The sequence below is a fragment of the Rubritalea profundi genome (genome assembly GCF_002954445.1).
Lineage (GTDB): Bacteria > Verrucomicrobiota > Verrucomicrobiia > Verrucomicrobiales > Akkermansiaceae > Rubritalea > Rubritalea profundi.
This window is the reverse complement of the sequence record NZ_MQWA01000001.1, coordinates 2,303,342-2,326,488: the sequence shown is the minus strand read 5'-3', so window position 1 is coordinate 2,326,488 and position 23,147 is coordinate 2,303,342. Positions and strand designations below refer to the sequence as shown.

The 23,147-nt window shown below is 49.3% G+C and carries 25 protein-coding genes and 2 pseudogenes; 11 read left to right on the top strand and 16 right to left on the bottom strand.

Annotated elements, in window-relative coordinates; all coding sequences use genetic code 11:
* Window positions 1–27: 27 nt before the first annotated feature.
* The 4 genes from BSZ32_RS10110 to BSZ32_RS10100 form a co-directional block, all read right to left on the bottom strand.
* A complete protein-coding gene (locus BSZ32_RS10110; protein WP_105043300.1) occupies window positions 28–1,077 on the bottom strand; it encodes an MlaD family protein in 1,050 nt (349 codons plus the stop codon).
* Between the two features lie 53 nt (window positions 1,078–1,130).
* Complete coding sequence (locus tag BSZ32_RS10105; RefSeq protein ID WP_105043299.1) at window positions 1,131–2,162, bottom strand: hypothetical protein; 1,032 nt, start codon at window positions 2,160–2,162, stop codon at window positions 1,131–1,133.
* 63 nt (window positions 2,163–2,225) lie between these two features.
* A complete protein-coding gene (locus tag BSZ32_RS18855) occupies window positions 2,226–2,387 on the bottom strand; it encodes a hypothetical protein (RefSeq protein WP_165788772.1) in 162 nt (53 codons plus the stop codon).
* Window positions 2,387–3,148 carry an ABC transporter ATP-binding protein gene (locus BSZ32_RS10100; protein WP_105044828.1) on the bottom strand — a complete coding sequence of 254 codons (762 nt, stop codon included), beginning with the start codon at window positions 3,146–3,148 and terminating at the stop codon, window positions 2,387–2,389. The genes BSZ32_RS18855 and BSZ32_RS10100 overlap by 1 nt, the downstream gene beginning before the upstream one ends.
* Window positions 3,149–3,645: 497 nt before the next feature.
* On the opposite strand from BSZ32_RS10100, the gene BSZ32_RS18395 reads away from it, so the two are divergent.
* From BSZ32_RS18395 to BSZ32_RS10085, 4 genes are all read left to right on the top strand, one after another.
* Window positions 3,646–3,957, top strand: a complete 312-nt coding sequence (locus BSZ32_RS18395) for a hypothetical protein (protein ID WP_129589705.1) — start codon at window positions 3,646–3,648, stop codon at window positions 3,955–3,957.
* Window positions 3,893–4,792: a MalY/PatB family protein gene (locus tag BSZ32_RS10095; protein WP_240610711.1), complete on the top strand. Its 900-nt coding sequence runs from the start codon at window positions 3,893–3,895 to the stop codon at window positions 4,790–4,792. Before BSZ32_RS18395 ends, BSZ32_RS10095 begins: the two co-directional genes overlap by 65 nt.
* Window positions 4,793–4,874: 82 nt before the next feature.
* Complete coding sequence (locus BSZ32_RS10090) at window positions 4,875–5,600, top strand: hypothetical protein (RefSeq protein ID WP_105043297.1); 726 nt, start codon at window positions 4,875–4,877, stop codon at window positions 5,598–5,600.
* A 12-nt stretch (window positions 5,601–5,612) separates the two neighbouring features.
* A complete protein-coding gene (locus tag BSZ32_RS10085) occupies window positions 5,613–6,128 on the top strand; it encodes a hypothetical protein (protein ID WP_105043296.1) in 516 nt (171 codons plus the stop codon).
* Between the two features lie 7 nt (window positions 6,129–6,135).
* Here BSZ32_RS10085 and BSZ32_RS10080 read toward each other — a convergent pair whose 3' ends face one another.
* The gene (locus tag BSZ32_RS10080; RefSeq protein WP_105043295.1) at window positions 6,136–7,575 is read right to left on the bottom strand and encodes an MATE family efflux transporter; all 1,440 of its coding nucleotides are present in this window, start codon (window positions 7,573–7,575) and stop codon (window positions 6,136–6,138) included.
* Between the two features lie 132 nt (window positions 7,576–7,707).
* Here BSZ32_RS10080 and BSZ32_RS10075 point away from each other — a divergent pair, with 132 nt between their 5' ends.
* Genes BSZ32_RS10075 through BSZ32_RS10065 form a run of 3 tightly spaced genes read left to right on the top strand, consistent with a single transcriptional unit; the run spans window position 7,708 to window position 9,151 of the window.
* On the top strand, window positions 7,708–8,268 hold the full coding sequence (locus tag BSZ32_RS10075) for a YqgE/AlgH family protein (protein WP_105043294.1): 561 nt from the start codon (window positions 7,708–7,710) through the stop codon (window positions 8,266–8,268).
* A gap of 1 nt (window position 8,269) precedes the next feature.
* A complete protein-coding gene (dtd, locus tag BSZ32_RS10070; protein ID WP_105043293.1) occupies window positions 8,270–8,722 on the top strand; it encodes a D-aminoacyl-tRNA deacylase in 453 nt (150 codons plus the stop codon).
* 3 nt (window positions 8,723–8,725) lie between these two features.
* Window positions 8,726–9,151 (top strand): hypothetical protein, encoded by a 426-nt coding sequence (locus BSZ32_RS10065; protein WP_105043292.1) that lies wholly within the window; start codon window positions 8,726–8,728, stop codon window positions 9,149–9,151.
* Window positions 9,152–9,162: 11 nt separating this feature from the next.
* Here the strand turns inward: BSZ32_RS10065 and BSZ32_RS10060 are convergent, their stop codons facing one another.
* From BSZ32_RS10060 to hisA, 5 genes are all read right to left on the bottom strand, one after another.
* Window positions 9,163–9,519: a helix-turn-helix domain-containing protein gene (locus BSZ32_RS10060; RefSeq protein ID WP_165788770.1), complete on the bottom strand. Its 357-nt coding sequence runs from the start codon at window positions 9,517–9,519 to the stop codon at window positions 9,163–9,165.
* Window positions 9,520–9,690: 171 nt separating this feature from the next.
* Window positions 9,691–10,938, bottom strand: coding sequence for a dihydrolipoamide acetyltransferase family protein (locus BSZ32_RS10055; protein WP_240610611.1), 1,248 nt, complete (start codon window positions 10,936–10,938; stop codon window positions 9,691–9,693).
* Between the two features lie 17 nt (window positions 10,939–10,955).
* Window positions 10,956–11,924: an alpha-ketoacid dehydrogenase subunit beta gene (locus BSZ32_RS10050; protein ID WP_105043290.1), complete on the bottom strand. Its 969-nt coding sequence runs from the start codon at window positions 11,922–11,924 to the stop codon at window positions 10,956–10,958.
* A 15-nt stretch (window positions 11,925–11,939) separates the two neighbouring features.
* The gene (locus tag BSZ32_RS10045; RefSeq protein WP_240610610.1) at window positions 11,940–12,974 is read right to left on the bottom strand and encodes a thiamine pyrophosphate-dependent dehydrogenase E1 component subunit alpha; all 1,035 of its coding nucleotides are present in this window, start codon (window positions 12,972–12,974) and stop codon (window positions 11,940–11,942) included.
* Window positions 12,975–13,113: 139 nt separating this feature from the next.
* On the bottom strand, window positions 13,114–13,884 hold the full coding sequence (gene hisA, locus BSZ32_RS10040) for a phosphoribosylformimino-5-aminoimidazole carboxamide ribotide isomerase (RefSeq protein WP_105043289.1): 771 nt from the start codon (window positions 13,882–13,884) through the stop codon (window positions 13,114–13,116).
* A gap of 52 nt (window positions 13,885–13,936) precedes the next feature.
* Here hisA and BSZ32_RS10035 point away from each other — a divergent pair, with 52 nt between their 5' ends.
* The 3 genes from BSZ32_RS10035 to efp all read left to right on the top strand — a co-directional run bounded on the left by BSZ32_RS10035 (window position 13,937) and on the right by efp (window position 16,810).
* On the top strand, window positions 13,937–15,115 hold the full coding sequence (locus BSZ32_RS10035; RefSeq protein ID WP_105043288.1) for a formylglycine-generating enzyme family protein: 1,179 nt from the start codon (window positions 13,937–13,939) through the stop codon (window positions 15,113–15,115).
* A gap of 13 nt (window positions 15,116–15,128) precedes the next feature.
* A complete protein-coding gene (locus BSZ32_RS10030) occupies window positions 15,129–16,112 on the top strand; it encodes a KpsF/GutQ family sugar-phosphate isomerase (RefSeq protein ID WP_240610609.1) in 984 nt (327 codons plus the stop codon).
* Between the two features lie 134 nt (window positions 16,113–16,246).
* The gene (efp, locus tag BSZ32_RS10025; protein ID WP_105043286.1) at window positions 16,247–16,810 is read left to right on the top strand and encodes an elongation factor P; all 564 of its coding nucleotides are present in this window, start codon (window positions 16,247–16,249) and stop codon (window positions 16,808–16,810) included.
* 429 nt (window positions 16,811–17,239) lie between these two features.
* Here the strand turns inward: efp and BSZ32_RS10020 are convergent, their stop codons facing one another.
* Both BSZ32_RS10020 and BSZ32_RS10015 read right to left on the bottom strand, forming a co-directional pair.
* The gene (locus BSZ32_RS10020; RefSeq protein ID WP_105043285.1) at window positions 17,240–18,766 is read right to left on the bottom strand and encodes a sulfatase; all 1,527 of its coding nucleotides are present in this window, start codon (window positions 18,764–18,766) and stop codon (window positions 17,240–17,242) included.
* 71 nt (window positions 18,767–18,837) lie between these two features.
* Entirely contained in the window at window positions 18,838–19,167 is a 330-nt protein-coding gene (locus BSZ32_RS10015; RefSeq protein ID WP_276308462.1) for a TfoX/Sxy family protein, read from the bottom strand.
* A gap of 98 nt (window positions 19,168–19,265) precedes the next feature.
* Between BSZ32_RS10015 and BSZ32_RS20590 the strand changes: the two are divergent.
* Window positions 19,266–19,331, top strand: a pseudogene (locus tag BSZ32_RS20590) (PEP-CTERM sorting domain-containing protein); the annotation flags it as partial.
* Between the two features lie 27 nt (window positions 19,332–19,358).
* Here the strand turns inward: BSZ32_RS20590 and BSZ32_RS10005 are convergent.
* The 4 genes and pseudogenes from BSZ32_RS10005 to BSZ32_RS09990 all read right to left on the bottom strand — a co-directional run.
* On the bottom strand, window positions 19,359–19,763 hold the full coding sequence (locus tag BSZ32_RS10005) for an acyl-CoA thioesterase (RefSeq protein WP_105043283.1): 405 nt from the start codon (window positions 19,761–19,763) through the stop codon (window positions 19,359–19,361).
* Between the two features lie 208 nt (window positions 19,764–19,971).
* Window positions 19,972–21,656, bottom strand: a pseudogene (gene ggt, locus BSZ32_RS19780) (gamma-glutamyltransferase).
* 262 nt (window positions 21,657–21,918) lie between these two features.
* Window positions 21,919–22,290, bottom strand: a complete 372-nt coding sequence (locus BSZ32_RS09995; RefSeq protein ID WP_105043282.1) for a GxxExxY protein — start codon at window positions 22,288–22,290, stop codon at window positions 21,919–21,921.
* 68 nt (window positions 22,291–22,358) lie between these two features.
* Window positions 22,359–23,147, bottom strand: a 789-nt coding sequence (locus BSZ32_RS09990) for a hypothetical protein (RefSeq protein WP_165788769.1), incomplete at its 5' end; no start/stop codon positions are given.

Below are 23,147 nucleotides of genomic sequence, written 5' to 3'. Positions count from 1 at the left end.
ATCTTTCAATCATTGCCTGTAAACCAACTACCTCCGCATTCCGCGGTAGCGGCTAGTCTTGGGATCTCGCTCGTCGTAAGTCGAGTCGTCCTTATAACCGAGTACGCCATGGCGCTTAAGGTTTTTGATAAATATTTTGGTGTCATCACTGACTTCTTCGTCGCCAACCAAAGTACCTAACAATCCGTCACCATCTCCGAGACCGTTGAGAATAGTATCGGCAGAGTCGACGAATTTGCTGATCTTGGTAGCAGCATTTCGGAATTCCGCGATGGTCGCGGGGAGTTCTTTAATAGCAGGCCCGAACTCCTTCACTTCTTCCGTCACCACATCAAAGGTCTGTTCAGCCGAATCAGCCGCATTTTTCACGCTGACAATCGCCTCGCGCACCTCATCAATTGTAGGCTCTAGCCCCTCACCAATGTCCTTAAAGCTGGTGGTTGCAGCCTCGAGGTTGGCGATTGATTTTTTGAAGTTCTCTAAATTATCTTCCCCTAACACACCGTTATTCACCTTCTCAAGGGTGTCACCTAATCGGCCAGAAACGGCACGAATATCATCGAGAGCAGCATCAAACTTCAACAAAACAGTCCGTGCGTTTTTCATCAATTTACGAGCATCACGTGCCACCGACTCAGCATCCGACTGGAGAGCATCTAGGCCACTAGCGCCGCCGCCAGTCACCTTCGCGCCGTCCTCAAGAAATGCTCCAAGCTCGCGCACTTCTGGCGGGACAACCACAATCATTTTGTCTCCTAACAACGAGACTGACTGAATCAAAAATTCAGAATCGCTATAAATTTTAACTCGGTCATCAAGACTTAGCTCGACCATGACGGTGAGCTTATCCGTCAATTTCGGGGTGAAGAGCACGCGTCCAATTTTAGCTCCACCCATACGCACTTCACTTCCCTTGATGAGACCTGAGGCGTCCTTAAATTCCACTTCCACATGGTAGGTCTCACCTTTATTTTCTCCTATTCGACCAAACTGCACAACCAAAGCGCCAAGAGCCACGAAGCCTAACAGCACGAAGATGCCAACGAGTGTCTCTGCGCGTTTTTCCTTAAAGGCCATGATGCGTATTTTCTCTCACATCCTAGGACATGCAAGGATTGATTTATACAGATTCAATAGCCTTTGAGAGTTTCAGTGAGAATAGCATGGATACGAGTGCGCTCGCGAGCACTCAATGCAGGCTCCCCTGGGATAGGAGCGCTGGTAAGGTGCCGCCGAAGGTTCACTAGAACTCGTCTCTTAATAGGAGCGGGAAAAAGACTAAACGCCTTACTGTGGATGGTGTAGCTGCAACGGTATTTAAAAAGCCGTTTTTGTAACCTAAAGTCGCGTAACGACCATCCCTCTTTACTCGACTTAGCAGCGGCAAGGAAATCCTTCTGAAAAGCAGCAGAGCCATCGACGCCATCGACTGGCAACGCAGCATGATCACTAAAGAGCAAGCCCGCTAAAATCTCGTCACTTCGCCTCGTGATGAGCTTTTGCATTTGAGTGCTGTGTTCTGAATCTGACCCTGGATGCAATGCCTGATGGAGAAACTCCGAGCGCTGGTACTGTACACGTGCGGCGTAGAAGGCATTATGCATGTGAATCTGATGCTCCATCACCATCAGAGCGACGATGTCGCTGGTGTTGGCAAGATAAGCGGAAGTATTTATGTAATCCGAGAGGTCTTCTACGTTTTGGCCATGGCTGGCATTGTAGCGGTACTCACCATCCTCTAACTTCTTGGTAATTTTATTTCCCATATGCGGGAGGTCTCCGTGGGTTCCGCTAACATACCAACCACCCCAGCGTTCTTGAATGGGGCTCGACGGCACTGTTAGGTGCGTTCCCCACGCCAAAGCCAGCTGACCGTCTTGATCGGCATGCACTGAGCGCACAAGCAGCCCAGGAATATCGCGCGTATTGCCAGATGCATGGCAACGCAGGCAGGTGTTGTTGCGCTTGAATGCTTTTTGCTTTTCGGGAGCGCGTGGGTCAAAGGTGTAAAACATCACGCCAGATGGGTCGTCGGCCGCGACTAGCTCGATAAGGCCGCCAGGCACATAGCCGACATAGTAGTTTTCTGAGAAATAGACTGCCCTTTGATTATTGGGAGAAATCAGATTGTTTTGCTCGCTGGTTTTAGAAAAAACCAGCATTTGAGAGGACTCTGGCACCTTCAAAGCCTGCAGTATCTGCCGCAGAGTCTCTGTGGCGGGCTGCTATTTTAGGTTCAGAGTTTTTTGCAAGGCTGTAACGCCGTTGTCATCCTTGGATTTGGAGTACTCTAAAGGCTGAAGCTCGTAGTCAAGAGTGGCCCAAAGGCTACTGGCTGAGCCTAAAACTCCAGTCAGCACAGCTATGATAGATAGTTTCGTTAACATTAGTTTTCCCAGCTCTCTCCAGAGCTTCCCTCGATAAAGTTTTTGAGCTCCGGATCTGTTGATTCTTGGAGTTCTAGTGGAGTTCCCTCCCAGTAGACTATTCCTTCCTTAAGAAAGAGTACACGGTCTGCAATGCGGAACACACTGCGCATCTCGTGCGTTACAATGACATTGGTCATCTGATGGTCGCGCTGGAGGTCTTTCACCAAATGGTCGATAGAGTCGGCTGTGATAGGGTCCAGTCCAGCATGAGGTTCGTCAAAAAGAACGCAGGCTGGGCGGTCAACAATCGCTCTGGCCAGAGCCACGCGCTTGCGCATTCCGCCTGAGAGATCTGATGGCATCTTTTCCTCTTGCCCAGACAAACGAACAATTTCGAGCGATTCTCTGACTAGCTTGGTGATTCTATTCTCATCCTTCTCCCCTCCCATTCGTAGGGGGAAAGCAATGTTCTGCCCCACTGTCATGGAGTCAAAAAGGGCGCTATTCTGAAACATCATACCCATCATACGTCGCACTTTACTGAGTTCTCTCTCATTCATCTCAGTAATATCCTCACCTTCGACAAAAACCTCGCCCTCATCTGGAGAGAGCAAACCAATGAAATGCTTCATCAGCACAGACTTTCCACCGCCTGAGCCACCCAGAAGGACTAGGGTCTCACCCTTATAGACTTTAGCCGATAGACCCTGGAGTACTTTTTGGGTGCCAAAACTTTTATGCAAATTACGCACTTCGACAAATATTTCTTTCTCAGCCACCACATCACTAAAGCGATGTCGGCAGTTGAAGGAAAGGGAAAAAAGCCGCGGACAGAAATCGTTCTTGCAATTCTACAAGCCCAGCCGTACATCCTCCCTCGTCAAGGGCTGTGGAGTCATAGCAGGTGAATCCTCCAGATCTTAATCGAAGCAAAGGCAGCTTGTCTGTGATTGCCGCAGTCCCTTGGCACTTTCAGCCTCGACTTTTGTCGAGGCTTTTACGTTTCTCCCACCTCTGACCAGGAATTCTACCGCGAAAAACTCGAAACACGCTAAAAGGCGGGGACGATGGAACGATTTCTACCACGAATGACACTAATTTCAGGTATGGTTGCCAGTGCTATGAAACGTAATCACACACGGGCTTTGCCTGTGCTTTCATTTAAAAAACTTTCGTGATTTTTCACGTATTTAGCGGTTAGAAACCACCTCACGCCTCTAGCTGGGATCAATCTTCGTAGTGTTGACTAATTTCAAATCGGCCACACTATCCGAGCATGCAATTTGACACAATTATTACCCGCCGCGGAACTGGCTCTATCAAGTGGGACCGCCGCCCCGAGCTCGATCCATTTTGGGTTGCCGATATGGATTTCATGTCACCACCCAGCATTTTAGACGCAGTCCAACAACGCCTATCCCATGGTATCTTAGGCTACGCTCAGGCTCATGAAGGAATAACAGAAGCAGTGCTAGACTATCTCCAAAACCGCCACGGCGCCAGCAGTCTCAGAAAAAACATTGGTGCATCTAGGCGGGCTGGTCCCGGCTCTCTCGCTCGCGGCGAGAGGATTCACCGAGGCTGGTGACAACTTGATGACTTGCACGCCGGTCTACTACCCATTCCTGCATGTTGGAAAAGACGCGAGAATTGATACCCTTGCCATTCCACATATCTATCAAGAAGGTCGGTGGACTTTTGACTTCGAAGAAATGGAAAAGCAAGTTTCTACGAAAACCAAGATCTACATTCTCTGTAACCCACAGAACCCGCTCGGGCGAAACTTCACAAAAGAAGAAGTCATCAAAGTGGCTGAATTTTGCGACCGCCACCAACTGGTGCTCGTTTCAGATGAAATCCACTGCGACTTAGTCTTCAACGAGTCCGACCAAGCCTTTTTCTCTGCGTTAAATCTGCCAGAAAAATTGCGCCAAAAGCTCATCGTCCTCCAGGCACCAAGTAAGACGTATAACATTGCGGGCATGGGGTATGCTTTTGCGGTCATTGAGAACCCTTCCATCCGCAAGACATTCTGCGCGACACGTGGCCACACCCTCAGCGAGATCAATTGCCTCGCATTTTACGCAGCGGAAGCAGCCTACAAACACGGTGAACCATGGCGCCAAGAGCTCCTCAGCTACCTCAGCAAGAATCGTGACACAATCACTCAGTTTGTCCGAAGTGAGCTCTCTGGCTGCAGCATCCCCGACATTGAAGCCACCTATTTGGCGCTCATCGACACGCGTAGTGCCGGCATGAAGAATCCTGCTCAATATCTTGAAAAAGACGCTCAAGTCTGGGTCAATGACGGAGCTGCCTTTGGAGCACCAGATCACTTCCGTTTCAATTACGGCTGCCCACACGCCCGCGTTCTCGAAGGTCTCGATAAAATCAAAGCTTCATTTGACCGCTACCAACGATAGCCTACATGCCAATTGACACGACTCACTGAAATTTGTTAGTTCTATCGTGCCCTCTAACTCAATCACCACTATCAACATTCCCATGCCACCGAAACTAAAAGTTTCATTCACCACTCTCAGTCTAGCGGGACTCCTTCCTCTTTCTGCAGCGAACCCAGGTGCAGCGAGCGCAGTTGATGACATTCCCTATGGGATCGAAGCTGTCGCTCAATACCGCAGCGAATATAGCTACCGAGGTTTCATTCTAGCTAAAGACACCATTGACCTCCAGCTCGGAGCTCAATACGCATTTAACGACACGACCTCACTCAACTCAACTGCTTGGTTCGGCTCAGAAATTGGTGATGGAGACTTTACAGAAGGAGGCTTACGGGCCGACCTACTTAAGGACATCGGCGCGATGACTTATTCCTTTTCGGGAACCTATCGATCCTACAGCAACACCTTTTTTGAAGATGGCCTCAACATTGAGGCTGCCGCGATCTACCACCTCAATCAGCTTATCGACTTCTCGGGAAGGATTGCCTACGATACTGGAGCTGAGGGCTGGTACGCAGATCTGGGAGGCAGTTACTACCACCGACTCAACGACGACTCGTATTTGAATCTCTCTGCCGGCATCAGTGCTGTCGACAAATACTACTCCAGAGATGGCCTCGACGATGTTTTCGCCAAGCTTAGCTACACGTACAACATCAACCAAAGCGTATCGATCAGTCCCTATGTAGGAACTTCGGTACTGCTCGACAATGATGACACTGGAGGCGACAGCCTCTATGGTGGCATTTATTTTGCAGTAAGCTTCTAGCACCAGACTATCATGACACGCGTTTACATCATTCTCTCTCTCGTCTTATTTTCCTACTTCGGAATCACATTGTTGGTTGAGTATATGAATCCCGACGTGAAAACAATGTCTGCCACGCCTCAAATAACCGGCACAAAGCTTCACGCAAACGGCCTCCCCGACCAAATCATTGGAACATTCAAGATCGACCGCGTGGCGTCCAAAGCATGGCTCGACAGCCAGGAAAATCTCGACTACGAATCAAAAGGCTACTTTTCTAGCTTACATATCAATCAGACACAATTCACTTTCGACGGTAACTCCATCTGGTTTGCCGACCAAATTTCGGCCATCTCAGTAAAGATCATCAACAACGATGGAGTGAATGTCGAGCTCCGGATGATCGACCCTGGTACTCAACACAAAAGTTCGCACACTTTTTTCCTCCAAGCCGGAAGTGACAGTGGAGTCTGGTTCAGTAATTACAGTCACCTAGAAGACGGCCAAAAGATGCTTTATAGAGCTCGCTACACCAAGCAAGTGGAGTAGATCTGTGCTACACTTCGGCATCCAACCACTTCCCTCGGAAATGGAGTACGGCAAAAACTATGGCTTGTACGATAAGATCGAGCATCATCACTAGCCAAACCTTAGTGAGCGTCATCTGGTCGCCAAAAAACTGGAAGCTCATAGCTAACAAGCCAACTCGGAATATGAGCATAATTCCAAAAGAGAAGAACATAACCGACACAGTGGCTCCTGCTCCTCTCATGGACATTTTCATCACCATCGCCGTCGCAAAGAAGGGCTGTACCCAGCCAACATAGCGCAGAACTTCCACAGCCATCTCAGCTTGCTCCCCGCCATTTGGGCTCATCACTCTCACTAGATCTGGGGCAAATACTACGAGGCAAAGACCTATTGCACCCATGACAACCATCGCCACGTACCAACACATTCGAACAGCGTGCGCGGCTCCCACCTTCGACTGAGCTCCTAGATATTGTCCCGCCAATGTCGAAGCTGCCATTCCCAGCGCAAAACCCGGCATAAAGCTTATTGACTCTATCTGAACCACCATTCCATGCGCACCCAAGGCTCCTTCAGTCTTCAGTCTATTGGCCACCATCCACACGCCAAAGGCATGAATCGACCACATTCCCATAATCTCTATCAACTGAGGTAGCCCAACGCGGACAATTCGCCTTCCAACACTCCAATCCCAACGGAGCAATGCTGGCTTCAACTCGACAACTGGCTGGCTTCTTTTACTCGGCCGCATAGCGCGCAGAATCATAATCACACCAACTGCCCAACCACCAAAAGTTCCCCAGGCCAGTCCAGTGATACCCATTTTTTCTGGTGGCATCACCGAGCTCATAAACCAGACGCTCAGCAAAACATTGACTATATTCACAACAGTCATCGCAGCAAAAGGCGTTTTGGTATCGCCACCAGCTCGCATGCAAGCATTACAAACAAATAAAACGCCGCTCAAGGGAGCCGAGTAGGCGATGATCCGAAGGTATTGGAGAGCATACTCAGCCGCCATCCCTTCTAGACCAAAAAAATGCGTGAGAATTGGAGCCAGACTCCAAATCATGACCCCTGACAGCGCTCCTCCTATCGTACCTAACATTATCGATTGGCCAGTTGCTCTCTCCGTCAAAGGAAGATCGCGAGCGCCAAATGCCCTGGAGACCAAAGCTTGAGCGCCTGTAGCAATAGCTCCCTGTAAAATCATCATCAACCACGCGACATACATTGCTAAGCCCATCGCATCAAAGACGGCACTCTGAGCCTCTGCGCCCATGGTGTTCCCTGCGATTATACGGTCTACAAAGCTCACCATCGTTCCCATGATGTTCTGCAGGAATGGCCAGAGTGCTAGCGATATAATTTGCTTCCTCAGCGAAAGCCCCGCGAGCATACCACCCAATTCTACCTCAGCTCTTCTGCCAGTGGGAGGTTCAATCTGGTTGGCGGTATTACTCATAAACGCACACTCGCTAAACGAGAGTAAATTCAAAGTAACTAGGCTAGCTTACAATTCAAACGGAATGCACAATAATTCTATAAATCCCCCTTTCCCTCTCATCATTTCACGCTTACTTTAGCACCGTAATCGATGCAAGTCCCCAACAACCAAGTACCCGAACACAAACTCAGCAACAATCTATTGATTGCTGACCCATCCTTGCTCGACGGTTGCTTTAACAGGAGCGTTATTTTCATGCTCGAGCACGTTCCAGATCAAGGATCAACTGGCCTCATCCTTAACCATCCTACGGGGAAATCCGTTGGCCAATTGATCTCATCTGACGCCTTCTCTAAGCTCGCTCACCTCCCAGTAAGTTACGGTGGCCCAGTGGAGAGCGACCAACTCCATTTTGCCATTTTTGAATGGACTAATAACTCGCTCAACTGCCACACTAGGATTTCCTCCGAGCAAGCGGCCGCAGCGATGCAACAACCTGGCAAGCTAGTACGCGCCTTTGCTGGACACTCAGGATGGACACCTGGCCAGCTGCATGAGGAACTAGAAAAGCACGCTTGGGTCACCGATTACAGCAGGCAAGCCACACTCAGTCACCTACTTGACGAGAATTTCTGGGCTGAATCATTACAAAAAATATCTCCATTCCATCACGTTCTCTCACTCACTCCTGAAAACCCCTTTTTAAACTAACATGCGTGTAGTTATTCAACGAGTCTCCTCAGCATCAGTGACCATCGAGGGGAAGGTCAGCGCTGAAATAACAAATGGCTTTCTCATCCTTCTCGGGATTGAGGCTGCGGACTCGGCTGAAGACATCGATTGGCTTACCGGTAAAATCTCTAAAATGCGTGTTTTTGCAGACTCTGAAGGACTGATGAATAAGTCGTTAACTGACATCAAAGGCTCGGCGCTGGTCGTGTCCCAGTTCACCCTCCACGCCAACACAAAAAAAGGTAACCGACCGTCCTTCATTCGCGCCGCTCGCCCAGAACAAGCTGAACCAATGTATCAGACATTTCTACAGCAACTGGGAGAACGCATTGGAAGCCCCTGCCAATCGGGTGAATTTGGTGCCGATATGCAGGTTTCGCTCGTCAATGACGGCCCAGTCACCATTATCATCGATAGCAAGAATCGCGAATAAACCATGCTTACGAACGAACCCATCTCGATCCAATTTAGAATCCCCGCCACCGACCATTTAGGAAAAAATGAGGTTGAGGGGAAAATCCGCTTTCTAGCGGAGAGTGTAGAGCTGGACTGGAGACTCAAAGGTAATGTCTTCCGTGGTGGCCAACAAGAGGTCGAAACCATCACCCTCGACTACGGAGAGATCGAACACGTAGAACTCAAAAAACGTTGGTGGAAACTGAGCCAAATCATCTTGCGCATCTCCAACCCCGCTTCGGTAGAGGCTATTCCCGGTATCGAAATGGGTAAAATGACTTTAGAGATTGATGCTCGATCACGCGAGGAAGCAAAAAACCTAGGGGCATTGATCGACTTTAAGCGTTCAATTTTCTTAGTCGATCAGCAGACTAGGCGGTTGGAAGCCATGAGCAAAGAGCTCTAAACTCTAGGAGCTTAGGCAGACTTTTTAAGCTTTTTTCTATAGGCGGCAGGGGTAGTGCCCATCCTTTTTTTGAAAACTCGGGTAAAGTGGGCTTGGTCAGAAAATCCACTCTCTGAGGCGACGTCAGCCAATGATATGTCATCGTTTTCCATCAAGGAAACTGCCTTCTCTAATCGCATCGTTGTAAGATACTTATGCGGTGAGTGCCCAGTCGTCTTCTTAAAGCTTCGGGCAAAATGAAAGGTCGACATATTGGACTTTGAGGCCATGTCTTCCACATAGATTGGAGAATGAAGTTTACCCCACATATAATCGGTCAAGCGCTTCAGCAATGGTTTGCTGAGCTCTTTTCCCTTGGGGCTTTTCACATCCTTCATCATTCAATTTAAATCCGTAGTTTCACCAAACAACACAGCTCACTATGAAGCATCCAAATTTGGATTAGATGAAGGTTAAAGAGTAATCAAGGAAATGAACAGAACTAATTTGTAACAGTCGTATGATTCATTTCACCGCAGCAGCAAAGCAACCCACTTACACTAAAGATTTTCAGGGGATTCAAGTAATTCAGCAACTCGGTTCAGCACTCTCCCTGCATCGCCGCCATCGATAACTCGATGGTCGAATGTCAAATTAAGCTCGGCTTCCATGACAGGAATAAAAGCTCCCACCTGATCAGACCAAACTGGCTTTTTAACTCCAGCGCTAATGCCCAGGATCAGCGTCTCGTTAGGTAGAGGGATGGGAGTACCCCAAGTCAGGCCAAATGTTCCAAAGTTTGTAACCGTTGCAATCCCCCCTCGGGTGTGTTCCTCGGTAAGGCGGCGACCACGAGCTAACTCCACGAGTTCGGCGTAATCGTTAGACAATTCCTTCACCGACTTCGTATCAACGTTGCGAACCACAGGCACCATCACTCCGTCAGCTACCTGTACGGCAAGTCCAATATCGAAGGCGCGAGGGTGAACGATTCGTCCACCAATTAAATAACCTGCCGCCTCAGGGTGCTCAGCTAGAGCGAGAGCAAAAGCTCTCAGCACATAAAGAGTTAACCCAGGTTTAGGGACCTGTGCAGAGCGATGAGCTAAGAGCGCATCCATCACGATCGGGCGCGCCACCGTAGCCAATGGTCGTGACCACGAACGACGCATCGCATCCGCTACCGCCAAACGCATTGGCGAAGCTGCCGATGACGGCCAAGCGCTGATGTAATCGAGAAACTTCTCTAAATCAGCAACAGTCACACGACCACCTGCACCACTGCCGTTGACAGCGGAGATGTCGGCGGCCTGCAAACCAAGCTCATTCATGCGCGCTCGCATGCGCGGAGAAATATAATGCGCGCCCTTATTGCCCATTGGCACAGGTAAGCCCTGCACATTGGGCTCAACAGCCTTTGGCTCAAAGTACCCACCTCCTTCAGTTTTGAAATGGAGATTAGCTTCTTCATCATCTTCGGACTCACCATCGGATTCTGGCGCATGTGATTGATCTTCGACTTGATCTTGCTGGACTGTGCTCACTCCAGTTCGCTGAATTTCTTCATCAGTAACATCAATCACGCCCAGTACACTCCCCACGGCATAACTCACTCCCTCTTCCAAACAGAGATCTTTGATTATTCCTCCACAAAGAGTGGGAACGCTCATGGTGGCTTTGTTGGTCTCCACCTCAATGAGGTCTTGCTCCGCCTCTATGACGTCACCAATCGCTACATTAATTTTGACGATGGTTGCTTCGGCGATCGATTCGCCGAGCTGAGGCATGACAATAGGTACTTCAGGCATGATTTTTATATAAAAGGTTAGTAAGCAAGGAGGTTTCTCAGAGCCTCACAGATCGACTCAGGTGTAGGACGGTGCATCGCCCACAATTTGGGGTGATAAGGAACGGGGGTGTCCTTAGCGTTGAGACGCATTGGTGGAGCATCGAGCAAATGGAATCCTTCAGCACAGACGCGCGAGACGACCTCAGAAGTCACACCTCCCCAAGGAAAGGCCTCCCCTAGCGCTAGAATGCGCCCAGTTCTGGCAACGGATGCCACGACCGTGTCGATATCGAGAGGTTTCACTGAGCGCAAGTCAACGACCTCAATCTCCCAGCCTCCTTCTTTATAAAGTATCTCAGCGGCGCGCACAGCCTCATGCACCATGGCGCTATAGGTGACCACTGTCGCATGTTTTCCGCTTCGGGTAATACGGGCCTTACCAATTGGCAGGTTATCGCCTTCGAAATTATCGCTTTTCAACCAACGGTAGAGGAATTTATGCTCACAGTAGATGACTGGATCGTCTAGATCGACAGCCTGAAGAAGCATCGAGTGAGCATCCGCCACGGTTGCCGGTGTCACGACGACAGTACCGGGGTAATGCGCGTAGATAGATTCCATGCTTTGACTATGGAATGGGCCTGAACCTGGAGTTCCGCCAGATGGCAAACGCACAACAATCGGCACAGGAATCCCCGTACGATAGTAGTGAGTCGCGGCCTGGTTGACAATCTGGTTGAATGCAACGGAGGAAAAGTCAGCAAACTGCATTTCAATAATCGGCCGCATGCCTTCAATCGCCGCACCGACAGCCATACCAATCATCGCATCTTCGCTAATAGGTGCGTCGATCACCCTGTCAGGCCATTGTTCCTGCAGCCCTTTAGTCGCCTTGAACGCTCCACCAAATTTACCGATATCTTGGCCGTAGAGAAACACTTTAGGGTTCTCGGCTAGAGCTCTCTCCTGGGCGTCGCGAATTGCATCAATGTATGTAACAGCCATGCTTAAAAAAAATCATTATTGAAGCCCTTTGAGGCTAGGGCTGGCGATTGCCGACCACTCTTCCTTGTAAGGGTTAGGTCCATCCTCTCGCTGAGCCACAGCCACAGCCTCTTGGGCTTCGGCATTAAATTCAAGCATCCATTTTGAATATTCCAGCTCAGTCAGCCACCCTTTCTCTATGAGTTGCTGCTTACCAACATCATTACAGTCACGACCATATCTGCCTTCTTGAAGTTCAGTGGCCACATAAGAGCCATCGTCATGCTCTCCATGACCTGAAAGCCTAAGGAGTTTCGCTACAATCAGCTGCGGTCCGCCGCCACTACGGGCTTTGGCGACCGCATTGCCGATCACCGTCGCACACTCCAACATGTCAGTGCCATCGACGCTGTGTCCTTCCAAACCGTAGCCTTTAGCTCGGTCAATCAAATCGTCGCAGGCATATTGCCTGTCATTCGGTGTCGAATAGGCAAACTGATTATCGGCTATGATCACCACCATCGGCAATCGCTCTACGGCTATAAAGTTGAGTCCTTCGTGAAATGCTCCTGTAGAAGTCGCTCCGTCACCAACGCAAGTAGCACCGACACAGCCGTCGAGTTCACCCTTGATTCGTTTTGCCAACAAAACCCCACCGACTTGCGCTACAGCAGCTCCAAGGTGACTAATCATTGCTAGCAGGCCTTCAGCTGGTCGCCCGCGATGAAGGTTCCCATCACGCCCACGCATAGGTCCTTTTGCTGAGCCTAAATATGTCCGAGTCGCATCGAGAGGGTCTTCTCCAAAGGCTGTACGACCGGCTTGATCTCGGATCAGTGGAGCAAACACGTCTTTGTTCCATGTGAGACAAGCTCCTAGAGACGCAGAGACAGCCTCTTGCCCTTTACCTATGTAGACCCCACCAACAATTTTCCCAGCTTTGTAAAGGTTACTCAGCTTGATTTCTAATACACGCGCTCGCAACATTGCGCGAAAGACATCACGGGCGTGTTCTTTGCTCAGTTCTTTGCTCAGATCTTTGTTTGGCGTGCTAATCGTTTGCTCCGTCACAGGGGTAGTCTATAGGGACGATCTCAGATCTAGCAATAGCTTTCTGGCGAGGAGATTTCTTTTCTTAAGAAATCCATAGTAATACCATTAGATAGCCGCACATTTGGGCTCTGACAACAGCCGCAGATAATATCACTGGTTAACTTTCTCTTTGATTCCAAGCCACCAATTCCTGGTAGTTGACACCACTGCCGCCAAAAATATCCAGGGCTGAGCCCACCGTGATATCGACCTTGCCGGAGGAATGCGTATCGACTGCTAGGACGTCCTGCATGCTGCCGACTCCACCGGCATAAGTCATCGGAATTCCAGCCCAGTCACCGAGCATGCTGACTAATTCCAGATCCACGCCACCGCAGAGTCCTTCGACGTCCGCTGCATGGATCAAGTATTCCGAACAATATTCCGCCATGCGATCAAGCGAGGCTTTAGTGATTTCGACATTGGTCAGCGTCTGCCAGCGATTCATCGCCACCGTCCAACCTTTGTCAGTCCGGCGGCAACTAAGATCAACGACGAGCCGCTCTTTTCCGATTTCCTGAGAAAGTTCTTTAAGCCGATCGATACTAAAATTGCCATCTTGATCAAACAACCACGATGTCACGATCACCTGACTGGCTCCAGCGCTGATCCACTCCGCTGCATTTTCTATGCTAACTCCACCACCTAACTGTAAGCCACTTGGCCAAGCTGCTAGCGAGTCCAATGCTGCGTCACGATTGCCCGGGCCTAACTGGATAACATGCCCACCGGTGAGACTATCGTCACGGTATTGCTCGGCAAACTCCGCAGCTGAGGCATCCGCCACAAAATTTTCCTTCAAGCCTGCACCGTCATCCGATAGGGTGCCGCCAACAATTTGCTTCACTTGGCCATTGTGAAGATCAATACATGGTCTAAATTTGGTCATCGTTCTGAACGAAAGCAGAGTCTAGACCCGAGCAAAGCGCAAGCACCAAGCTATGAATCCATTCAAAATCACCTTTTTTGCAGGCCTCGCCGCCTTCAGTCTATCCTCCTGCGACAACTCATCGACAAAGTCCACGGCTGGAGCTGACAACAAGCCAGAGTTACCACAAGGACCGGTGGCGGCACCGGAAGGCATGGTTTGGATTCCTGGAGGAACTTATTGGCGTGGAAATGAAGAAGATCCAGGTAATCTTTCGGTATTTCTCGAAGGAATCAATGATCGGATGACCCGTAAGCGTGTGGCCGAAAACCATTTTCTAGAAGAACGTCCGCTCCACAAATGTGCCGTCGATGGATTTTTCATGGATGCCACTGAGGTCACTAACAAACAGTTTGCGGAATTCGTAGATGCCACAGGCTTTGTCACGATGGCCGAAGAAGGCCTCAAGCAAGAAGATTTCCCCAAAGCACCAGCCGAAGCATTAGAGCCTGGGGCCAATGTCTATACTAAGCCAGCTGAAGCACTCAACCCCCGTTTCACCGAGGACGCATGGCGCTGGTGGGCCTACACTAAGGGAGCAAACTGGCGTCACCCAGAAGGACCAGGATCCACCATAGAAGGCAAAATGGACCACCCTGTAGTCTCGGTGAACTACCATGATGCTGCAGCTTACGCTAAATGGGCTGGCAAGCGTCTCCCCACCGAGGCTGAGTGGGAAAAAGCTTCTCGTGGCGGCCACGAAAAACGCATGTTCAACTGGGGACCCAATGTCAAACTCGACGGCAAATGGATGGCTAATTGCTTCCAAGGTGACTTTCCAAATGCTTCAGTCGCCGAAGATGGCTTCCACCTATCAGCTCCGGTAAAATCCTATCCAGCTAACGATTACGGTCTCTATGACATGGCTGGCAATGTTTGGGAAATCTGTAGCGATTACTACAATCCACGCTATTACGAAGATTACATTCTCAACCCAGTAAAGAATCCGCAAGGTCCGACTAAGCCTCTCACTGAGACTGAGCAAACCCAAGTCCTACGCACCGGCACCTGCCCACCACCGACCCCTGGCATGCACCCACTCAGCCACCTCCGCGTCGCGCGTGGCGGCTCCTTTCTTTGCCACTTTTCTTACTGCCTACGTTTCCGCCCAGCAGCCAGACATTACCATGAGCCTCTGACACCGACCCACCACACTGGATTCCGTTGCGTCAAAGATGCCCCTAAACTATAATCCCTCAAAAATCGTGAATCACTCTGAACTCATAGCTAGCGGAAAACGGGTCGTCGAAATCGAGATCGAAGCCATCCAATCTCTACTCGACCATCTCGACGACAACTTCGCATTGGCAGTCATCGCCCTCGCTGACTCAGTAGCGAACAGCGGCAAGATCGTGGTTGTCGGGGTCGGTAAATCTGGCAACATCGGCCACAAAATAGCCGCCACTCTCAACTCTACAGGCTCCACAGCAGTGGTGCTCAATTCGCAAAACGCCCTCCACGGCGACCTCGGAATCATCTCAGATGGTGACACTATCATCGCCCTTTCATTCTCGGGTGAAACAGCAGAACTTCTAGACCTCCTACCGCACATCAAGCGCTTCGACGTCAAAATAATTTCTATTACAAAGAGTGCTCGCTCAAGCCTCGCCAAGCACTCCGATATAGCGCTGATCACCCCCATCCACAAAGAAGCCTGCCCACTCAACTTAGCTCCGACATCATCGTCGACCGCGGCTTTGGTGATGGGCGATGCTCTAGCGATGGCCTTGCTAGAAGCGCGCGGCTTCACTGAGAACGACTTCGCCAAATTCCACCCAGGTGGTGCCCTCGGCAGAGCCCTTCTAACCTCAGTCAAAGACATCATGCGCTCTGGTGACCAGATAGCCATAGTCAGCACCACAGCAAGCGTCACCGACGCAATCGCAGCCATGAGCGCCGCACGCACAGGCTCCGCTATCATCACTGACAATGATGGCCACACTCTCCGCGGCGTCTTCACCCATGGAGATTTCGCCCGCACATTCCAGGCTGACAACAACATAGGCAAACGCCTCGTCGTAGACTTTATGAATGCCACGCCCATCACAATCCACCAAGACGCTCTCGCTGCTGAAGCTGTCAAAACCTTCGAGCAGAAGCGGATTGATGACCTCATCGTCGTCGACACTCAGAATAAAGTCGTCGGACTTGTCGACTCTCAGGACCTCGCGCGCTTAAAAATTGTCTAGCCAAACCCCGCTCGATTCTTTACCAAATCCCTATCCATCAGAGGATTACTCGCGCAACTCACTTTCTAAATGATTTGCGCAGCAGCACTCTCTCACATAACACTTCCAACTCAAAACTTAACACTTTCACAATCATGGCATCCGTAGTCGCAACTAATCTCAAAAAAGGCCAGTGCATCAAGTACCAAGGCGAAACTGGCATCGTTCTAGGTCTCGACCACCGCACACCAGGAAAAGGCAACGCTCTCATCGCTGCCACCATCCGTTCATTCAAGTCCGGTAAGACAAAGACAATCCGCTTTGCTTCTTCTGATAAAGCAGACGTGATCGAGACTGAGAAGCAGAAGCTTGAGTTCTCCTACTCAGATCCAAATGGCTACAACTTCATGGACCTCACTACCTATGAGACCATCACTCTCAGCAAAGAGCTCATTGGAGATGCCACTGACTACCTCAAAGAAGGACTCAGTGTAGAAGTTCTTTTCATCGAAGGCAACCCAGTGACAGTGACTATGCCTCTCACAGTCGAGCTAATCGTGACCGATTCCTCAGATGGCATCAAAGGCGACACTGCGAACAACCCAACCAAGCCAGCTGTGCTTGAGACTGGAATCACCGTACAGGTGCCACTCTTCGTCAAACCTGGTGACGTGCTGAAAGTAAGCACTGAAGACGGCTCCTACCTCGGACGCGCATAAGCTAAGCTTACGCATTCCAACTATTTAAAAACAGCGGAGCTTCGGCTTCGCTTTTTTTGTCCCCCACACTCCCACAACTCGACCCCAACATCCCCCCCCCCTCAACGACCAGTCAATATTGCACGCCTAGAAGCATTGGGCTTGTTGGGTCTACGCTTTGGCCATCAGCCTTCGTTTAGGTGCCCTATTTAGGGCGCAGACAATATGTCAAATGCTTCTCTCTATTAGAGTGTCCGCAACTCCTACAGAGTTGTCTGGGTAGATGTCTATTATCCCAGCGTAGGAACTTCGTCCCAACACTGGGCTAAGTTACATAAGCCCTTTGGGCTAGAGGAGAGTTGTCTTTTCTGGGGATATTGTGTGTCTAACTGTGCATGAGGGTCGATATCTGTTTCATGATTTTTTTGTTCTCCACTTTTTTTTTCTTCTTCATTTTGCTCGCAGGGCGTATTCCAATTTTTCGGGCTCGAAAAGTTTTATATCAAAGTCAGGGTTCGGCTTTGGAGTGATGGCCTTTGTGTCCGCTAGATGTTCTTCAATCAGCAGGTCCAGTGCTCTCACTTGCTCAGGTTTGGCTGTAGCCAGATTATTCAGTTCTGCATCATCCTGAGACAGGTCGTAGAGTTTGTAGTCATGCTGGCCTGCGTCACCGCCAAAAAACACGCGGATCAATTTCCACTTTCCCGAGTGTACGGAGACTGAGGGTGGTAACCACTCAGGTACAGGGATTAAGCAGGGGAAGTAGGTGAATATTGCATCACGTTTAAGTTTCTTGCCTTTGAGGGCGGGCTTGATGTCGATCCCGTCAATGGCATGATTTTCGGGCAAGGCAATTCCCAGACCGTTGAGTAATGTCGGGTAGAAATCAGAAGTTTGAATGATCTCGTCGCTACGGCTCCCTGCCTGCGTAACACCTGGCCAAACCACAATGCAAGGCACGCGAATGCCTCCCTCGCACATTGAAGCCTTGCCGCCACGCAGTGGCGCATTGGAGGTTGGCGCGGCATCTCCATCTGCTGGGATTCTACTGTGTATATTTCCACCGTTGTCGGAAATGAAAATGATCACGGTGTTATCGGCTATTCCCTTTTTGTCGATGGCGTCTAAGAGAGTCCCCACAGCATCATCGAGTGAATGTACCATTGCCGCATAGGTTGCTGACTTCTGCTCACTGCTGGGGTCAATGACTTTCCGGTATTGATTGATGAGTTTCTCTTTCGCACCGAAGGGTGCATGAACAGAGAATTGCCAGTAGTTCATGTAAAATGGTTTATCCTTGGGTAGACTGTTTAACCACTTGACGCTTTCTTCAGCCATGCGATCTTCAATCTGTTCCCCGGCATAATTTGCTTTGATATTGTTGAATTTCCAGGGGGCGACATAACTTCCGGCAGGCCCGGGCCCGGGGTGGTGTGGTATATCAACATCAAAACCATGTTCGAGCGGACTGAAGGGTTCTGACCCTAAATGCCACTTGCCAAAATGAGCGGTTGTATAGCCTGCCGTTTTCATCATTTTGCCGAGTGTCGGGTACTGTGTATCTAAACGCGTGACCGTTGTGACTGGTAGTGCTTTTTGTGATGCCGGCACTTCTGCCACTACTTCAGCCTTCATCACGACGTTTTTTGAGTGATGCTTCGGCTGAGTGCTGCCATGGCGGGCAGGCGTTTGGCCGGTCAGAATACTGGCTCTGGTTGGTGAACAAAGCGGGGAATTAGAATACGCTCTGCTGAAAGTGCAGCCGAGTTCGGCTAGGCGTAATATATTGGGCGTTTTATAAAGCTTAGTTGTACCATAAAGCTCGGTGTCGCTCCAACCGAGGTCATCGGCCAGAATAAACACCACATTCATTTGCTTGTTGGCATGTTTGTTTGGTCGAGCTCTGCTGCCCATTGCTTTGATGCTTATCGCAGACAGAAGAATAAGGAGAATACAGGATTTTATAATCAATTTCATTTGTAGTCGAATGTCAAAAGTGTGAAATGGACGTGAGACTATATAGTACCAGCGAGTTGTCGAACCTGAATCTAGCTAATGTTCTTGTCGTCAACTGCCTTGTTTGAATCACGATTCGCCGCTGCAATGCTAAGTTCAGCCCATTCAAGAAGAATGTCCGGATCTTCTATCGCAAGAGCTGGCGCTTGGTAATATGAAAGTGCGATGTGCTTGCCTTTCCGTTGATAGGTAAAAGGTTTAAGGTCTAATTCAGTGAACTTCGAAATATTATGTTTGTCGGTTTTTAGGAATAACTCACTGTCGCTAACCAGACCAAACATCTTTTCATCGCAGTAAATTCCGAAACCACCAAACATTCTTTTTGAAAATGTATCAGCTCCTAGTTTAGCAAGGTTCTCAATGATGTAATCTACAAATTACTGCTAGGAATTTGCTTTTTGGGTGAGGTGTTCGGAGGTGTTCGGAGGGGTTTTCATGGGGTGATAAGGGGGTTGTTCCCGAGCCATCCTCCACTGCCCTACTAGGCCTCGGTGGACTCGCCTTGATCTTGCGTCGTCGTAAGTAGACCCTGCCTTTTTTTATTCCCTTATATCTAATCGTCCGTTCTAATCAGCGAGTGCATTTGCTCGGGTATCCTCTTGGGGCGCCCAGTTTCAGCATCGACGTAGACCCATTCCGTTTCACCTTGGGCAACGCGTTGGCCGTTGCGTAGGAACTCGTAGCGGCGTAGGCTTTTGACCCGTTCAGCGGATGCGATCCAGGTGCGGGCTTCGATCTTGTCGCCTAGATGAATCGGGCGGAGGTATTCGATGACGTGTTTGCGGGCAAACCACGTTGTCCCCTGCTCTGCCATCAGGTCATCCACTTTCCAGGTGGAGGCATGGCCAATGGCCAGTTCCTGCATCCACTCGACGTAGACCACATTATTGACGTGGCCATTGCGATCGATGACTGCGGCACCCACTTCGATGGTTTTCTGGTAAATATTCTCTGCCATTTTCAAACTTAATTCTGTCTATCGACAACGTTTCCTTTATCCAGATATGAACAAATGGCAAGTGTTCTGTTGACGATGAATTATGTGCCTTTTGTGGCCAATATTTACTGCTAGGAATTTGCTTTTTGGGTGAGGTGCACGGAGGGGCTGTCATGGAAAAAATAGGTGGTTGCGAGGGAAAGATGGGGGTGAATTTTTAAGAATGGGACTAATAGCCAGCGGCTTGACCATCTTTTCTTGATTCTGAAGCGCCATAATAAACTTTGTTAACGGCATCCCACATGATGGCTTGATAACCGCCATAACTGCCAACATTCCACGAGATGCGATGGCCCATTTTTATTAATTCCCTTATGGTTTCATAGTCAAACCCTGACTCTAATTGCAATATTCCCCCATCGCTCATTGTTCCCCCGGTTGGTTGAGATGATCCACTATGTAAGATTCGAGGCGCATCACCGGCTTCTTGCAAATTCATGCCAAAATCGATCATATTGATCACAATTTGAGCATGTCCCTGAGGTTGAGTTGCGCCACCCATGAGTCCAAAACTAATGTATGGCATTCCGTCTTTGGTAATGAAGGCGGGGATGATAGTATGGAAAGGTCGTTTATGAGGTTCGAACACATTGGCATGTCCTTCTTCAAGTGAAAATAATTCGCCTCTATCCTGTAAAATAAACCCAAGGCCTGGAGGTGTCATACCGCTTCCCATTCCTCTATAATTACTTTGAATCAAGGAAACCATATTGCCATCTTGTCAGCTACAGTAAGGTAAATAGTATCACCGTCTTTGAGTTTTCCAGCTGGGTAGGAGCGTCCGGCCTTTTTTTGATCAATTAATTTCCTTCTTTCGGCAGCATACTCATCTGAGATCAATTCTTCCACGGGAGTTTCGTAAAAGTCCATATCTGCGTAATACTTTGCTCGATCCTCAAAGGCCAATTTTTTAGCTTCCGTAAATGTGTGCACATATTCAGTACTGCCGAAGCCCATTGATTTTAGGTCATAGCCTTCAAGAATGGTGAGTATTTGTAAAGCGGCAATACCTTGACCGCTAGGGGGAAGCTCCCAAACGTCATAGCCGCGGTAGTTAACGGAAACTGGTTCTATCCAGTCAGAAGTATGGTCCGCCAAATCTCTCTCGGTTAAGAAACCACCAAGTTGCTGCATATAGTCTGCAATGGTTTTGGCTATTTCTCCTTTATAAAAAGCATCACGCCCACCTTTGGCGATTTTGTCTAATGTATTCGCCAATCCCGGGTTTTTAAAGATTTCTCCTTTTTGAGGCATCCTCCCATTGGGCATGTATGTTTCTTTGAATCCAGGAAATCGTTGCAGGTTCTCTCCGCCCGATTTCATCAACCATCCTATGTATTCAGTAACAGGAAAGCCATTATTTGCATAATCTATTGCAGGTTGAAGAACTTCCTGCATTGCTAGGCTTCCAAATTTGTCATGCATTTCAAACCAACCATCAACAGCCCCTGGCACCGAAACGGGAAGTGGCCCATGAGAGGGTATTTTTTCATAACCGTTCTTTTTAAAATAATCAAGTGAAAGAGAATAAGGTGATCTTCCGCTTGCATTTAACCCATGAAGTTTCTCTGTTTTAGCGTCCCAAATAATGGCAAACAAATCTCCACCAATGCCATTACCAGTTGGCTCTACGAGACCGAGTACTGCGTTGGCAGCTATTGCAGCGTCAATTGCATTGCCACCTTTTTTAAGAATATCAAGTGCCACTTGAGTAGCGAGTGGATGGCTCGTTGCAGCCATTCCATTTTGAGCAAGCACCTCAGAGCGTGTTGCCCAATTTTTGCCCGTCATGCGGTCTTGTCCCAGCAGTGGAAGAGAAGCCAAACATAGTATTACAATTGATAGTCTTTTCATAGTTCTTTGATTAAATCAGTTCATGATCTCACTACCACCAAAAATGGCTATTCCCTTGATGTAAAGTTTTTTAGATTGATCTGTCGATGAATCTACAAATTTTCTTTTATCACTCATACCGCCAAAAATACCAGTGATTGCTAGGAATTTGCTTTTTTGGGGGGGTGCACGGAGGGGCTGTCTTGGGGTGATAAGGGGGGTGATTGAATAAAGAAGAGTTGGCCACAGAGGGCACAAAATTCACAGAGGAGATGATGGCGGATTAGAGGATGTATTTGCTAATTTCGAGTTTGGAGCTTCCGAAGTTGATAAGCATTCCATGCTGGGTGCGGCTGGCCCGGAGATAGCCTAGTATCTGGGCTGTGTGTTCTGGGGCGAGTGTTTTACAGGCCCTGAGTTCGATGATGATTTTGTTTTCTACAGTGAGATCTGAAATGAAATCACCCAGTAAGCTGCCATCCTCGTCGTAAACCTTGAGGGGTATTTGTTGATCTACTTGCAGCCCCTGTTTTCTGAGTCTGTTGCGTAGCCCGTTCTCATAGATTTTTTCAAGATGTCCGTGGCGTAGGTAACGATGAAGCTCGTAGGCGGTTTGTCTGATTGTATCGGTGAGTATTTTTATGTCTGCTTCCATGATCCTATTTCATCATACGGAATGCCCAGCAGGATATTTGAAAATGTTAGTTTGTCTATTTATGTGAATTATGTGCCTTTTGTGGCCAATATTTCTTCGACTGCCTCAAGCGTGATGGTGCCAATCTTGTAGCGCCGTTGGCCATCGCCATCCTTCAGCGGCATGGCAATTGTGGGAGTTCCGTCTGATTTACCAACGGAGATGTAGACATCGTAGGTCCCAGGTTTGGTGGTCGGCGCATAGAGACCGATGATGAACTCGCTGGCGTGCTTCTTGACCGGAGCCTTGCCAATGGGACCGACCTTCAGGTCGCGGAGATTGAGGGTCTCATCAACCAGGACCGAGACGATGCCGCCCTTGCTGTCCTTGAGGGTCAGCGCAGGAAAACCACCGGGGTAACAGGGGGCGACGCCGTTGTTGGTCCATGACCAAGTCACCTTGAACCCGGCTTTGAGATTTGCGTGCGGCGTCACGTCCTTGTACGCGGTGTAGGCGTCCTGCGGGGTGGCGATGGTCACGGTCTGAGGCCATGTGACGCTGGTCGGCATCAGACGGTAGCCCATGCGTTTGTTGATAGTATCGATCATCTTGCGATTCTCTTTGAGATACTCTTTCGGAAAGCCATGGATCGACATGAAGCTGGCGTGATAGGCCTCCACGGACTCCTCTATCTTGTCTGGACGCCAGGTTCCCCTGGCCTTGCATGGCCCATAGTGCTGATGCTCGAGGATCACCGGGAATTTGGGCCAGAAGAGTTCTGCCATCTCAGAGTGATGCCATGGCTTGCTGTCTTTATTGTGGCTCGTGATGATGCTGTCGTCCCTGATGGTGACTCCCTTGCTCAACGCGTAGTCCGT